Consider the following 14,231-nt stretch of genomic DNA (forward strand, 5'->3'; position numbering starts at 1 on the left):
CCTGTCCGTTGCGGCACGGCGGCGGAGCACTCGCTCATGCGAGCCCGCCCTGCGTCCATGCAGGGCCGGCCGGCATGGCACCCGCCGGATATCTCATTATTATTCGCGATCCCGATGAGCGGAACCGCAGGACTTTCATTTTTTGGGGGTTGTTACAGACCGGATACATTCGGCCGATCGAGCGCGGACGCCTCGTCTCGCGCCCGGCCGGCGCCATTCGGCGCCTCCTGGCGCCGCTCACGGCTTCGAGCATGCAATCAGGCGGTCAACGCGACGGCCACTTCCAGGCCGGCAGGTCGCGCGAATCGGCATCGACGAGCGCGGTCGCGCCGAGCTGCTTGTCGAGCACCAGCGATTCGCAGCCGGCCTCGCGCTCGAGCGTCGCGATGAGCCGCGCCGCGTGCGACACGACCAGCACCTGCGAACGCCGGGCGGCCTGCGCGATCAGGCGGCCGAGCGCCGGCAGCAGATCGGGATGCAGGCTCGTCTCCGGTTCGTTCAGCACCATCAGCGCCGGCGGCCGCGGCGTCAGCAGCGCGGCCGCGAGCAGCAGGTAGCGCAGCGTGCCGTCCGACAGTTCGGCCGCCGCCAGCGGCCGCAGCAGCCCCGGCTGGCGCATCAGCACGTCGAAGCGGCCGCGGCCGCCCGGGTTGTCGATCTCGACCGACGCGCCGGGAAACGCGTCGTCGATCGCCGCGTCGAGCGCCGCAGCGTCGCCGATTTCGCGGATCGTCTGCAGCGCGGCGGCCAGGTCGGCCCCGTCGTCCGCGAGCACCGGCGTATGGGTGCCGATGTGCGACTGGCGCGCCGGCGCCTGCGCATCGGTCCGGAAATGGTCGTAGAAGCGCCACGAGCGAATCCGTTCGCGCACCGCGATCATCTCGGGTGCCCCGGTCGGATCGGCGAACTCGGTCATCATGCTGTCGAAGCTCGCGACCGGCTGCGGAATCGTCTGCCAGTCGCCCGATGCGGTACGCGCACGGATCTGCGCGCCCTGCCGGTCGACCAGCAGCGTGGACGGGCGCAGCAACGCGCCGCCCCAGATGCATTCGCGCTTGACCACCGGATCGAGCGCGAACTGTGAGCGGCTCGGCAGCGGCAGGCCGAGATCGATCGCATAGCCGAAATCGTCGCACGCGAAGCCGAGCTTCAGGCTCACCGGCCCCTTGCGCACGGTGCCCGTCACCGGCACGTCGCCGGCCAGCATCGCGCGCGAGAAGCGCTCGGGGCCGGCCCACAACGTCGACGGCAAGCCGCCCTCGCGCGCGAGCGACGGGATCACGCGGCCCTGCGCGGTGTCGGCGAGCAGCCGCAGCGCGCGATACACGCTCGATTTGCCGCTGCCGTTCGGCCCCGTCACGACGTTGAGCGCCGCGAGCGGCACGATCAGCTCGCGCAGCGAGCGGTAATTGGCGATGGCGAGCGTCTTCAGCGCGGTCATGACAATGGGAAACAGGGAATGGCAGCAGGCGGCGGCCCGCGTTCAGCGGCCGTCGACGGCCTGCGGGTCGGCTGCGGTGTTGGCCGCCGTGCTGGCGGCGGGCGACCGCGCGTGCGGCCGTTCGGGATTCGGTGCATCCGGCGCGGATTCGTGCGGATACAGTTCCATCCGGCTGCGCGGCAGGCATTGCGGATAGCGGTGCTGCAGATATGCGATCAGCCCTTCGCGCACGCGGCAGCGCAGATCCCAGCACGACGACGAATCGGCCGCGCTGACGAGCGCGCGCAACTGCATCGTGCGCTCCGTCGCATCAGTCACCTGCAGCACCTGCACGCGACCGTCCCACTCGGGCGCGGCGTGGACGAGCCGCGCGAGTTCCTCTCGCAGCGGCGCGAGCGGCGTCCGGTAATCGACCGACAGGTAGACGGTGCCGATGATCTCCGCGCTGCTGCGCGTCCAGTTCGTGAACGGGTTCTCGATGATCCACTGCAGTGGCACGACGAGGCGCCGCTGGTCCCACAGCCGCACCGACACGAACGAGCCGGTGATTTCCTCGATGCGCCCCCACTCGCCCTGGATCACGACCACGTCGTCGAGCCGGATCGGCTGCGTGAGCGCGATCTGCAACCCGGCGATCAGGTTGCCGAGCACCGGCCGCGCGGCGATACCGGCGACCAGCCCTGCCACACCGGCCGATGCCAGCAGGCTCGCGCCGACCTGGCGCACGTTGGGGAACGTCATCAGCGCGGCGCCGGTGCCGATGATCACGATCAGCACCATCACGGTTCGCACGAGCACCTTGGCCTGTGTATGGACGCGCCGTGCCTGAAGGTTGTCGGCCGTGTCGATCGGATGGGCCTGGATGATCGCGTCGCCGACGCCGGCCGCGAGCCGTACCAGCAGCCACGTGAGCGACACGATCGAGCCGACCGCGGCCGCGGTGCGCATGCCGCGCACGAACGACATGCCGTCGTCCGCCTGGACCCACACGAATTCGAGCGCCAGCAGCGCCAGCACGACGAGCGACGGCTTGTCGATGTAGCGCAGGATCGCACTCATCAGCGGATACGGCTGCGCGATGCGCTTGACGATACGTGCGCCGAGGCGGTGCACGACCGCGACGACCAGTATGACGATGACCGACACGCCCAGCGTGCCGAGCCACGAATGCAACGGCGCATCGGCGATGCGCTGCAGTTCCTCGATTGAAATCATCGGCGCCCTCGAGTGATGAAGCGCACAGGCTTCGTCCTGGATGCGTCGGCGACGTCCGGGCCATGCACGCGCCCGGACACGGCGTCAGATCAGTTGCCGTTCCTGCAGGGAAACGCCTTGCCGAGACCGAGCGACACCGCAGTGCTCGCGTTGTAGTCGGCCAGCTTTGGATTCTCGGCGATGTACTTGCGCACCGCGTCCGTCATCTGTTGCGCCCGGATGTCGGGCGGCAGGCAGAAGTACTGGCCGACGCGCGGCCCCGTGGTGCCGCCGATCGCATCGATCGTGTTGTAGACGCCGTCGGCGGCGCCTTCGATATAGGCCGCGCACGACGCCCGCGACTTGACGTCCGTCTTCGCGCACAGCCGGTCGAGATCCGCGCCCGTGAAAGCCGCCGCCGACAACGGCACGGCAAACGCCGCGGCACAAAACATTGCGCGCAACATGGTGTTCCTTCTTATGTCAATGCGGCCCGAGACCGCCCGCTGCCTTGGCTGGTGCGGCGCCGGATGCCCGGCGCCGGCCGGAAGCCGGCCCGGCGGACAGGCGCCGCCGCACCAAAAAACGTTATTTTGCACTCTTTTGCGCATCTGCCGGCGTCGCCGCACCGATACGCGTCGTCCGCTTGCTCAGGATCTCGATCGCGTCCGGCGCGTTGTAGTGCTTCGCGAACTCGAGCGCGGTGATGCCGAGCTGGTTCTTCACCTGCGGATCGGCGCCCTGGTCGAGCAGCAGCGTGACCGTCGACGCATGGTTGCCGCGCGCGGCCATCATCAGCGGCGTCGTGCCGTTCGGCGATGCGGTGTCGATGTACGCGTCGTGGTCGAGCAGCACCTTGACGACCGCGTCCTGGCCGTTGGTCGCCGCGTAGTGCAGCGGCGCCCAGCCCTTCTTGCTGACTTCCGCGCCCTTGTCGATCAACAGCTTGACGAGCCCGAGGTCGCCGTTCAGCGACGCGAGCATCAGCGCGTTTTCGCCGGCCTTGTCTTCCTTCTCGAGATCGACGTTCGGCGTCGTGGCGATCGCGGCCGCGACCTTGTCGGATTTCTCGCGGGCGGCGATCACAAGGATCGGGTCGCCGTTCGGCGCGAGCGTGTTCGGATCGAGCTTGCCGCTCTTGAGCTGCTTGCCGATATCGGCGATGTCGTCGAACTTGACGGCCTTGACGATCGCGTCGAGCGACTCGGCATGCGCGCCGGCGGCGGCGAACAGCCCGCTCGCGACGAATGCGGCGGCAACGAGTGCGCGTTTGGGCAGATGGTTGGTCGGCTTCGTCATTGTTGTGGGCTCCTTCCCTGGGTTGTCGGCTGCGCGCCCGTCGTTAGCGGGCGATCTTGAACAGCCGGAAAAAGTTCTGCGTCGTCGCATCGGCGAGCGCCTCGACGGCGACACCGCGCTCGGATGCGATAAAGCGTCCGACATGGCTGACGTACGCAGGTTCATTCGGCTTGCCGCGATACGGCACCGGCGCGAGGTACGGCGAGTCGGTCTCGATCAGCAGCCGGTCGAGCGGCACGCGCCGCGCGACGTCCTGCACGTCGGTCGCGTTCTTGAACGTGACGATGCCCGACAGCGAGATATGGAAGTTCTGCGCGAGCGCCTGCTCGGCGACCGGCCACGGCTCGGTGAAGCAGTGCATCACGCCGCCCGGCACGTCCGCGCGCTCCTCGGCCATGATCCGCAGCGTGTCCTCCGACGACGAACGCGTGTGGATGATCAGCGGCTTCATCGTCGCGGTCGCCGCGCGAATGTGCGTGCGAAAACGTTCGCGCTGCCATTCCATGTCGGCGATCGAGCGCCCTTCGAGGCGATAGTAGTCGAGGCCGGTTTCGCCGATCGCGACGACCTTCGGGTGCGCGGCCAGCTCGACCAGCTCCGCGAGCGTCGGCTCGCGCATGTCCTCGTGATCGGGATGCACGCCGACCGATGCGTACACGTTGTCGTGCGCTTCGGCGATCGCGAGCACGTCGGGCAGCGTCTCGAGATCGACCGACACGCACAGCGCATGCGTGACGTCGTGCTCGCGCATGTTCTCGAGAACGGCCGGCAGGCGGTCGGCCAGGCCCTTGAAATTGATGTGGCAGTGAGAGTCGACGAACATCGTGTTTCCTGAATACGTGAGACGGGCGCTCATGCGCCCGCCGGCATGCGGCACCGGGCAAGGTGGGCGGGCCGGCCGGCCACGGTCGCGCCCCCGCGTGATCCGCTCATCGTTTCGCAACCCATCGGAAACAATGCCGGATCAAGCGAATATTTCCCGATATCCGAGAAACAATTCCTCGAATACGAGCCGCGCGTTGAGCGGATGGTTCTCGACCGTCCGCTGCCGCGTCACGGCTTTCATGAAGCGCGCGAATGCGTTCGCGTCGACCGCTTCCGCGCAGCGCGCCAGGGCCGCCGCGTGCGTCGGGAAGTAGCGCGGCGCGCCGGCCATCCGCTGCGCGAGCAGATCGTACAGCCAGCGCTGCAGCCAGCCGAGCACCAGCGGCACCGGCAGCTTCTGCAGCGTCTCGCCGCAGGCGAACGGATCGCAGGCCGCACCGGCGGCCAGTTGCCCGAGCGTGTAGTCGCGCAGCGGGCGGTTCTCGTCGCTCGCGAGCGCCAGCGCGGCGAGCGGCGCGCCACCGGCTTCGGCGAGCAGCGCGCTGGCGTGGTCGACGCCCTGCGCCGCGAGCCACGCGGCGGCGGCCTCCGGCGCCGGCACCGTCATCGGCCACTGGCGGCAGCGGCTGATGATCGTCGGCAACAGGCGGTCGATGCGCGCCGACACGAGCAGGAACACGACGCCGGCCGGCGGCTCCTCCAGCGTTTTCAGCAACGCGTTCGACGCGGCGACGTTGAGCGCCTCGGCCGGATACAGCACGACGACGCGCGCGCCGCCGCGGTGCGAACCGACCCCGCAGAAGTCCAGCAGCGCGCGCACCTGCTCGATCTTGATTTCCTTGCTCGGCGCACGGGTCTTCTTGCCGCCTTCGTCCGCGTCGGCCGGCTTCGCGTCGTCCGCCGCGCCCCGCGCCTCACCCGCCAGCGCCTCGGGCAGCACGATCCGGTAATCGGGATGGTTGCCCTGCGAGAACCAGTTGCAGGCCGCGCAGGTGCCGCACGGCTCGCCGTTCGGCTGCGGCGATTCGCACAGGAAACCCTGCGCGAGATGCTGCGCGAACTGCAGCTTGCCGATCCCGGCCTGACCGTGCAGCAGCAGCGCATGCGGCCATTGCGCGCGCAGTTGCTGCAGGCGGTTCCAGTCGTCGGTTTGCCACGGATAGATCATGTGGTGCGTTCCTTGCGGTTACAGCGCGGCGAGCACGCGTTCGAGCTGCTGGCGGATCTCGGGAATCGATCGCGTCGCGTCGACGATCGCGAAGCGGTGCGGCGCCTCTTCCGCTCGCCGCAGGTATTCGGCCCGTGTACGCGAGAAGAACGCGTCGGACTCGCTTTCGAACTTGTCGGGCATGCGCGCGGCGCCGCGGCGCTCGCTCGCGACTTGCGGCGCGACGTCGAACAGCACCGTGAGGTCGGGCTGGAACCCGCCCTGCACCCAGCGCTCGAGCGTCTCGAGCTTGTCGCGCGGCAGCCCGCGGCCGCCGCCCTGGTACGCGAACGTCGCGTCGGTGAAGCGGTCGGACACGACCCAGTCGCCGCGCGCGAGCGCCGGCTCGATCACGAGCGCGAGGTGCTCGCGCCGCGCGGCGAACATCAGCAGCGCTTCCGTTTCGAGATCCATCGGCTGGTTCAGCAGGATTTCGCGCAGTTTCTCGCCGAGCTGCGTGCCGCCCGGCTCGCGGGTGACGACCACTTGCCGGCCGGCCGCCGCCAGCCGGCCCTGGAGACGTTCGCAGAACCATTGCAGGTGGGTGGTCTTCCCCGCCCCGTCGATGCCTTCGAACGTGATGAATTTACCGCTCGCCATTATTGACCTCGTATGTATTTATCCACGGCCTTGTTGTGGTCGCCGAGCGTGTCCGAGAACACGCTCGTGCCGTCGCCCTTCGCGACGAAATAGAGCGCGCTCGTCGGGGCCGGATTGATCGCCGCCTGCAGCGCGGCGACACCCGGCAACGCGATCGGCGTGGGCGGCAGCCCGCGTCGGGTGTAGGTATTGTAAGGAGTGTCGGCCTGCAGGTCGCGCTTGCGCAGCCGGCCGTCGTACGCGTCGCCGAGCCCGTAGATCACCGACGGATCGGTCTGCAGCGGCATGCCGATGCGCAGCCGGTTCGCGAACACGGCCGCGACGAACGCGCGGTCGGCCGCGTGGCCGGTTTCCTTCTCGACGATCGACGCGATCGTCAGCATTTCGTAAGGCGTCTTGTACGGCAGCCCCGGCGTGCGCGCGGCCCACGCCTCGTCGATGCGCGTCTGCATCAGGCGGTACGCGCGCCGGTAGATGTTCAGGTCGCTCGTGCCCTTGTCGAACAAGTAGGTATCGGGGAAGAACAGCCCCTCGCCGCTGCCGCGCTGCACGGCGCCGTCCGACGCGCCGATCGCGCGCAGCAGCTCGGCGTCGCTCATGCCGGCCGTCGCGTGCGCCAGATCGGGGTTCGCGTCGAGCTCGGCGCGCATCCGCTTGAAGGTCCAGCCCTCGATGACCGTCGCGACGTACTCGTTCACGTCGCCGCGCGCGATCTTCTGCAGCACGTCGTACGGCGTGATGCCGGTCTTGAATTCGTAGTTGCCCGATTTGAGCCGGCTCGACAGCCCGAGCACGCGCGTCATCGCGACGAACGCGAACGGCTCGACCGGCACGCCGCCGCGCTTGAGCTGCAGCGCGACGCTCTTCACGCTGCTGCGCGGCTTGATCGTGACGTCGAGCGATGCCGAGCCCAGCAACAGCGGCCGGGTTGCCCAGTAATACCCGCCGCCCGCGCCGGCAGCGGCCACGACGACGGCCAGCGCCACGATCGTCGCGGCGCATTTCTTCAGTAGGGACATGGAAACGTGACTCAGGTAAGACCCATATAATACTTGCTCGCCTCCGTCAAAGTCAGGGTTGACTGTTCCCTCATTCCATGAGCACACCGTTCGCTTCACCGGCTGCCCAGGCCGCATCTGCCTCGCTCCCCGTTTTCCCCCGCCCGTCCGCCGCCGATTTCGATGCGCCGGCCGCCTGCATGCCGCTGCCGCAGTTCGGCGTGATCGACGTGGCCGGCGACGATGCCGCGACGTTCCTGCATAGCCAGCTCACCAACGACATCGAGCATCTCGATGCCGGCAGCGCCCGGCTGTCCGGGTACTGCTCGCCGAAGGGCCGCCTGCTCGCGTCGTTCCTCACGTGGCGCGCCGGCCACGATGTGCGCCTGCTCGTGTCGAAGGACGTGCAGCCGGCCGTGCAGAAGCGGCTGTCGATGTTCGTGCTGCGCGCGAAGGCGAAGCTGACGGACGCGAGCGACACGCTCGCGGTGGCCGGCTTCGCGGGCGACGTGCGCGACGCGCTGTCCGGCATCTTCGATGCGCTGCCCGACGGCGTGCACGTGAAGGTCGACGGCCCGGCCGGCGCGCTGATCCGCGTGCCCGATGCGGCTGGCCGCAAGCGCTATCTGTGGATCGGCCCGCGCGCCGAGGTCGACGCGCGCCTCGCCGCGCTGGCCGGCACGCTGCCGATCGTGTCGCCCGCCGTGTGGGACTGGCTCGACGTGCGCGCGGGCGAGCCGCGCATCACGCAGCCGGCCGTCGAACAGTTCGTGCCGCAAATGGTCAACTTCGACGTGATCGGTGCCGTTAACTTCAGGAAAGGGTGCTACCCGGGCCAGGAAGTGGTGGCGCGCAGTCAATACCGCGGCACGATCAAGCGCCGCACCGCGCTCGCGCACGTCGCAGGCGAAACCGATAACGTGCATGCCGGCGTCGAGTTGTTCCACAGCGACGACCCGGGCCAGCCGTGCGGGATGATCGTCAACGCGGCGGCCGCGCCGGCGGGCGGCGTCGACGCGCTCGTCGAGATCAAGCTCGCCGCGCTCGATGGCGGCACGGTGCACCTCGGTTCGGCCGACGGCCCGGCGCTCGCGTTCGACGCGCTGCCGTACGCGTGGCCGACCGAAGCCTGATGCACTGACAATCCGTTCGGGCGCCGGTTCGCGAGTCGCAGCCGGCGCCCGACGTTTCCTGCGAGAGATTCGCCCGATGTGTCTGATTGCCTTCGACTGGCAGCCCGATGCCGCCGCCGGTCCCGTCTTTACCCTCGTCGCGAATCGTGACGAGTTCTTTCGCCGGACCAGCGCGCCGCTCTCGTGGTGGGAGGACGTGCCGGGCGTACTCGCCGGCCGCGATCTCGAAGCGGGCGGCACGTGGCTCGGCGTATCGCGCGACGGCCGTTTCGCCGCGCTGACCAACTACCGCGCGCCGTTCGACATCCGCGCGGGCGCACCGACCCGCGGCAAGCTGGTCTCCGACTTTCTCGGCGGCACGCCTGTCGCGCCGCTCGACTATCTCGCGCAGCTCGCCGAGCATGCGGCCGTGTACAACGGCTTCAACCTGCTCGTCGGCGACTGGCGCCGGCGCGAACTCGCGTGGTTCTGCAACCGCGCCCCCGAGGGCGAAAGCCGTGTCGCCGCGCCCGTGGCGATCGCGCCGGGCGTGCATGCGCTGTCGAATGCACGGCTCGATACGCCCTGGCCGAAAGTGGTGCGCAAGCGCGCGGAGCTCGGCACGCTGCTGACCGACAATCCGACCCCGTCGCTTGACGAACTGATCGCGCTGCTGCGCGACCCGCACGTCGCGGACGACGATGCACTGCCGCACACGGGCATTCCGATCGAGCGCGAGCGCGCGTTGTCGGCCGCGTTCATCGAGACGCCCGAATACGGCACGCGCGGCACCACCGCGCTGCGCGTCACGATGAAGGAAGGCGTGCGGCTGACGGTGGAGGTCAAGGAGCGCAGCGACGACGACGGCTCGCACCGCACCGTCCGCCCGGGCGCGTTCGAGCGCGCGTTCACGTTCGATATCGACGCGGCGCGGCCACGCTGAACGCACGCGGTGCGCGCTACGGCGCGCGCGTCATCTCGACGTGCGGCACGCCGGCTTCGACGAACGGTTCGCCGACCGCCGCGAAGCCGTGCCGTAGATAGAACGACACCGCCGAATCCTGTGCGTACAGCCGCACGACGGCTTCGCCGCGGCGGCGCGCGGCGTCCAGTAGCGCATTCAGCACGGCCGACCCGACGCCCTGCCCGCGCATGTCGGCCAGCACCGCAACGCGGCCGATCGTGCCGGACGGCAGCAGCCGCCCCGTCGCGACCGCGCGGCGCACCCCGGTCGCCGCGTCGGTCCGGTAAGCGACCGCATGCAGCGACAGCGGATCGTCGTCGTCGAGCTCCCATTCCGGCGGAATCTGCTGCTCGCGCACGAACACCGCGTCGCGGATGCGTGCAGCGTCGCCGCCCAGTACCGTCCAGTCGCCCGTTTCCACCCCGCCCGCGCCATTCGTCATCGCCATCCTCCCGCGGCGGGTGCGCCTTCGGGCGCTCGCCGTCAAACCTCGTCGAATGCAGCCTTCAGCGCCGCGACCGCATCGGCATGCGCGGCCCGCACCTCCGGCACGTAGCCGCCCATCTTGAAGAATTCGTGGATCATCCCCGGATAGCAGACCAGCGTGACCGCGTTGCCGGCCGCGCGCAACTTGTCCGCGTACGCGGCACCCTCGTCGCTCAGCGGATCGTATTCGGCCGTCGCGATCCACGCCGGCGCGACACCCGCGAACGACGGCGCATCGCGCGTGCCGTCGAGCGGCGCGAAACGCCAGTCGTCGCGATCGGCCCGATCACGCACATACTGCGTGAAGAACCACTGGATCGTGTCTTGCGTCAGCAGGTAGCCGCTGGCGAGCCGCGCGTGCGATTCGGTGTCCTGGTGACCCGTCACGCCCGGATAGATCAGCAGTTGCAGCGCAAGGCGAATGCCCTCGTCGCGCGCGAGCACCGCGCAGACCGTCGCGAGCGTCCCGCCCGCACTGTCGCCGCCGACCGCCAGCCGCGCGGCGTCGATACCGAACGTGGCGGCTTCGCGATGCAGCCACTGCAATGCGTCGTCCGCGTCGTTCACCGCGGTCGGAAACCTGTGTTCGGGCGCGAGCCGGTAGCCGACCGACAGCACCGCGCATTGCGCATCGTGCGCGAACATCCGGCACAGCGCGTCGTGCGTGTCGACGCTGCCGACCGTGAAGCCGCCGCCGTGGTAGTACACGAGCGCGGGCAGCGGCTCCGCCAGGCTCGGCGCGACCGGCAGATACAGCCGCGCGCCGATCGTGCGGCCGTCGCGCGTCGGCACCACGCATTCCTCCACCGAATGCATCGGCGCCGGCGCGACGTCGAGGATCGGCGCGCTCTTCTCGTACGCGGCGCGCGCCTGCTGCGGCGTCTGATGATGATACGACGGACGTTTCGCGCGCTCGATCATGTCGAGCACCTGGGCGATCTTCGGATTCAGCGGCATCGATGTGGACGGCGCCGACGTGGCGCCGTGAACGGACAAAGCGGACAAGCGTGACATGATGCCACGCGGGGGCCGGACCGGCGCGGCGCACGGTGTGCCGGCATCCGGGCTGCAAAACGGAACGGCCCTGCCTCATCGACGAGACAGGGCCGTGCATCGCGGGCGTGTTTACGCGTCGCTCGGGCCGGGCTGCGCGTCCGGCGCCGTGCGCGAGCGTTGCCGCTTGATGTCGCGGCCGACCGCGAGCCGCCGCATGTACTTGAACGTACCGAGCGCCTTCGCGACGAAATTGCCGTCGCTGTCGCGCACTTCGCCTTCGCAATAGGCCATCGTCGTCGAGCGGTGCATCACGCGCCCGTAGGCGCGCAGCTCGCCGCGGCCCGGCTGCATGAAGTTCACCTTCATCTCGACCGTGACGACACCGACGCCGTCGTCGGTCAAACTGCGCGCCGCCATCGCGAGCGCGATATCGGCGAGCGTCATCGTCACGCCGCCGTGCGCGATGCTCCACGTGTTCATGTGGCGCTCCTCGAGGGGCAGCACGATTTCGCTCGCACCATCCTTCGCGGACACGAGCTGCACGCCGAGCAGATCGACGAACGGGCTTTCGATCGACGGGCCTTCCGTCGGGGTTGCCGCGTCGCTCATCGTGCGACGTCGACGATGTAGTCGACGCATTCGCGCGATTCGGCCACCGCGACGACGAATTTCTTCACTTCCTGGTGAACCGGATGCACCTGGTATGCGTCGAGCGCGGCCTTGTCGGTGAAATCGGAGACGAGCACGATGTCGGCGGTCGCGTCGAGGCCCGGCGTCGCCAGGCCGACGTCGATCTGCAGGGTGCCCGGCACGAGATCGCGGCAGCCTTCGAGCTTTTCCTTCAGCTTCAGCGCGTTCTGCGCACGCGTCGCGCCTTCGGCCGATTCCTTCAACTTCCACATGACGATATGTCTGATCACTTCGGTTGCTCCTGTTCGTGTTGGGTCGGCGATTGGCCTGAACCCTTGCCAGTCGGGCACCTTGCGCCCGCCTGCCGTTCGCTCTCGTTCGCTCGGAATCGCACCCGGTCGAAAAAAGCGGGCATCGTTTGAAATCTTCCGGGACGATACCCGCTTTTTTCACCGTGCCACTTACCGACATCAAGATCCGACAAGCGAAGGCAGGCAACAAGCCTACCAAACTTACCGACGGCAATGGACTGTTCTTGAGGTGCGTCCGTCAGGTTCGGTCACCGCTGGCATGCGTCTGACGGCACGCACGATGCAGCCCCCTCACTCCGCCGGCTGCAACGCAGCGACCTTGTTCCGCCCGGTCGCCTTCGCGTAGTACAGCGCCTCATCAGCCGCCTTGATCACGGCATCGGGCTGCCCTTCCTGATCGGGCGTCCAGCTCGCCAGGCCAATGCTCGCGGTAACACGCCCGTATTCGCTACCGGCGTGCTCGAGGGCCAACTCGTCGATGGCCGCACGAATCCGCTCGGCGATCTGCGCCGCGCCGGTTTGCGGCGTGTCGGGGAGCAACACAACGAACTCCTCCCCGCCATAACGAGCCGCCGTATCGGCCGGCCGGCGAATGTTCTCGCCGATGCACCGCGCGACCGCCGCCAACGCATCGTCCCCGGCCTGATGACCGTACGTGTCGTTGTAAGCCTTGAACCGGTCCACATCCACGAACAGCAGCGAGAAAACGGAACGCGCACGCCGGGCGCGACGCCACTCGTTGTCCAGTACCTCGCCAAAGCTGCGGCGATTGCTCAGGCCGGTGAGACCGTCCGTCCGGGCGAGCAGCACGAGTTCCGACTCGGCCCGCATACGGCGCCGCAGCTGCGCACCGAGCAGCAGGGACAGCGCGATGAACGCCACTCCGAACGTCGCGACCAATCCGCCGATCGTGATCGCACGTTGCCGCCAGGCGGCGTAAATGTCCTGCTCGGCCTCCGCGACCATGATGATCAGCGGCAGTTTCGGCAAATGCTTGAAGTAGTAGAGGCGGCGCACGCCGTCGATCGATGAGGTTTCAGAGAAGGAGCCCTCTCGCGCGGTCTGAAACCGCCGGAACGTTGCGGCCTTGCTGAGGTCGCGGCCGATGGTATGCACATCGTACGGCTGACGCATCACCATCTTGCCGTCTTCGCCAATCAGCGAAATCGAGCCATGTTTGCCAAGCGAAAGCCCGGCGAAGAGCTGATGAAAATATTCAAGATTGACCGCGATAACGGCAATGCCGCCAAACGATCCATCGGGGTTCGAAATCCGCCGCGTAAGCGCGATACTGAGCTTTCCCCCACGCAAACGGGATACGAATGGGTCACTGATATAGAGTCCGACGTTCGGATTGTCGCGGTGGATCGTGAAGTATCGGCGATCGGCGAAATTGCCCTTGCGCGGCTCGTCATAGCCCGAATCCAGGACGATATTGCCGCCTGCATCCATCACGAGCATCGAACCGAGAAATTCCGCGGTCATCGCGTGATCGAACAGCACCGCCCGGCGCAGACCGGGCGAAGCGTCCATCACATCGCGGCGCTGCAACCCATGGATGACCGCCTGCAAAGACAGGTCGTACAACTCGATATTGCGTTCGATGTCGCGCTCGGCGACAAGCCCGAGGTTGCGTGAAGTTTCCCTTGCACGCTCCATCGCGTCGTTGCGGCTCTGCAGGAGTTGCAGCACGCATAGCGCCATGAGCGCGCATGCGATCAGGGAAGCAATCGCCACGATGACGTAAGGGGCAGTCTTACGGGGGTGCATGGGTCTCCTCACTGGGAATGAGCGCCCCTCCCGCCGAGCGCAGATTGCTCATACTAAATCAGTTGGGCCGATATTCGCGCTCACCGCGAATGGAAGGGCTTCGCCGTGCGCGATTATAAATATCCAGTGCGAAAGACAGATCGGCCACGAACGAGCCGCGTGAGCTTCGCGCTCTCTTCCTCAAGCCGCTTCTGCCGACGCAGCTCCGAAGGCAGCAGCCCGCCGTACTTCGTCCGCCGTCCGCCGGTTTGAGACCAGGCGACGATGCCTCGCACTACGGACAGGCGCAGGAACGCGGATTGCTGAGAATGTCGCCCGCGCGGTTGCGGCACATGTCGGCCCGTCACGACACCGACCGGCACAACGCGGCGATTCGTTTCCTGTCCGGCATCAATCGC

At 68.1% G+C, this 14,231-nt stretch carries 15 protein-coding genes; 2 read left to right on the top strand and 13 right to left on the bottom strand.

The window, feature by feature from the left end; all coding sequences use genetic code 11:
* Positions 1-265 precede the first annotated feature (265 nt).
* The 8 genes from SY91_RS12600 to mltG form a co-directional block, all read right to left on the bottom strand.
* Complete coding sequence (locus SY91_RS12600; protein WP_006478611.1) at positions 266-1,441, bottom strand: AAA family ATPase; 1,176 nt, start codon at positions 1,439-1,441, stop codon at positions 266-268.
* A 42-nt stretch (positions 1,442-1,483) separates the two neighbouring features.
* Positions 1,484-2,656, bottom strand: a complete 1,173-nt coding sequence (locus SY91_RS12605; RefSeq protein ID WP_006478610.1) for a mechanosensitive ion channel family protein — start codon at positions 2,654-2,656, stop codon at positions 1,484-1,486.
* Positions 2,657-2,745: 89 nt separating this feature from the next.
* A complete protein-coding gene (locus SY91_RS12610) occupies positions 2,746-3,102 on the bottom strand; it encodes a Rap1a/Tai family immunity protein (protein WP_011549636.1) in 357 nt (118 codons plus the stop codon).
* A 121-nt stretch (positions 3,103-3,223) separates the two neighbouring features.
* Positions 3,224-3,934: an ankyrin repeat domain-containing protein gene (locus SY91_RS12615; RefSeq protein WP_006478608.1), complete on the bottom strand. Its 711-nt coding sequence runs from the start codon at positions 3,932-3,934 to the stop codon at positions 3,224-3,226.
* A 43-nt stretch (positions 3,935-3,977) separates the two neighbouring features.
* On the bottom strand, positions 3,978-4,757 hold the full coding sequence (locus tag SY91_RS12620) for a TatD family hydrolase (protein ID WP_023475620.1): 780 nt from the start codon (positions 4,755-4,757) through the stop codon (positions 3,978-3,980).
* Between the two features lie 141 nt (positions 4,758-4,898).
* Positions 4,899-5,927 carry a DNA polymerase III subunit delta' gene (locus SY91_RS12625; protein WP_023475619.1) on the bottom strand — a complete coding sequence of 343 codons (1,029 nt, stop codon included), beginning with the start codon at positions 5,925-5,927 and terminating at the stop codon, positions 4,899-4,901.
* An 18-nt stretch (positions 5,928-5,945) separates the two neighbouring features.
* Entirely contained in the window at positions 5,946-6,566 is a 621-nt protein-coding gene (gene tmk / locus SY91_RS12630; RefSeq protein WP_006478605.1) for a dTMP kinase, read from the bottom strand.
* A complete protein-coding gene (gene mltG / locus SY91_RS12635) occupies positions 6,566-7,585 on the bottom strand; it encodes an endolytic transglycosylase MltG (RefSeq protein WP_011549633.1) in 1,020 nt (339 codons plus the stop codon). The genes tmk and mltG overlap by 1 nt, the downstream gene beginning before the upstream one ends.
* Positions 7,586-7,662: 77 nt before the next feature.
* Between mltG and SY91_RS12640 the strand changes: the two genes are divergently transcribed.
* Both SY91_RS12640 and SY91_RS12645 read left to right on the top strand, forming a co-directional pair.
* The gene (locus tag SY91_RS12640; protein ID WP_006478604.1) at positions 7,663-8,697 is read left to right on the top strand and encodes a YgfZ/GcvT domain-containing protein; all 1,035 of its coding nucleotides are present in this window, start codon (positions 7,663-7,665) and stop codon (positions 8,695-8,697) included.
* A gap of 76 nt (positions 8,698-8,773) precedes the next feature.
* The gene (locus SY91_RS12645; protein ID WP_006478602.1) at positions 8,774-9,619 is read left to right on the top strand and encodes an NRDE family protein; all 846 of its coding nucleotides are present in this window, start codon (positions 8,774-8,776) and stop codon (positions 9,617-9,619) included.
* 16 nt (positions 9,620-9,635) lie between these two features.
* On the opposite strand, the gene SY91_RS12650 is transcribed toward SY91_RS12645, so the two are convergent.
* From SY91_RS12650 to SY91_RS12670, 5 genes are all read right to left on the bottom strand, one after another.
* Entirely contained in the window at positions 9,636-10,082 is a 447-nt protein-coding gene (locus SY91_RS12650) for a GNAT family N-acetyltransferase (protein WP_023475617.1), read from the bottom strand.
* A 41-nt stretch (positions 10,083-10,123) separates the two neighbouring features.
* Positions 10,124-11,083: an alpha/beta hydrolase gene (locus SY91_RS12655; protein ID WP_006478600.1), complete on the bottom strand. Its 960-nt coding sequence runs from the start codon at positions 11,081-11,083 to the stop codon at positions 10,124-10,126.
* A 168-nt stretch (positions 11,084-11,251) separates the two neighbouring features.
* Positions 11,252-11,731 carry a PaaI family thioesterase gene (locus SY91_RS12660; RefSeq protein WP_006483907.1) on the bottom strand — a complete coding sequence of 160 codons (480 nt, stop codon included), beginning with the start codon at positions 11,729-11,731 and terminating at the stop codon, positions 11,252-11,254.
* Positions 11,728-12,042, bottom strand: a complete 315-nt coding sequence (locus SY91_RS12665) for a Dabb family protein (RefSeq protein ID WP_012328683.1) — start codon at positions 12,040-12,042, stop codon at positions 11,728-11,730. Before SY91_RS12665 ends, SY91_RS12660 begins: the two co-directional genes overlap by 4 nt.
* Positions 12,043-12,354: 312 nt before the next feature.
* Positions 12,355-13,833, bottom strand: coding sequence for a sensor domain-containing diguanylate cyclase (locus tag SY91_RS12670; RefSeq protein ID WP_034174538.1), 1,479 nt, complete (start codon positions 13,831-13,833; stop codon positions 12,355-12,357).
* Positions 13,834-14,231: the final 398 nt, after the last annotated feature.

This window comes from Burkholderia cenocepacia (assembly GCF_014211915.1).
Classification (GTDB): domain Bacteria; phylum Pseudomonadota; class Gammaproteobacteria; order Burkholderiales; family Burkholderiaceae; genus Burkholderia; species Burkholderia orbicola.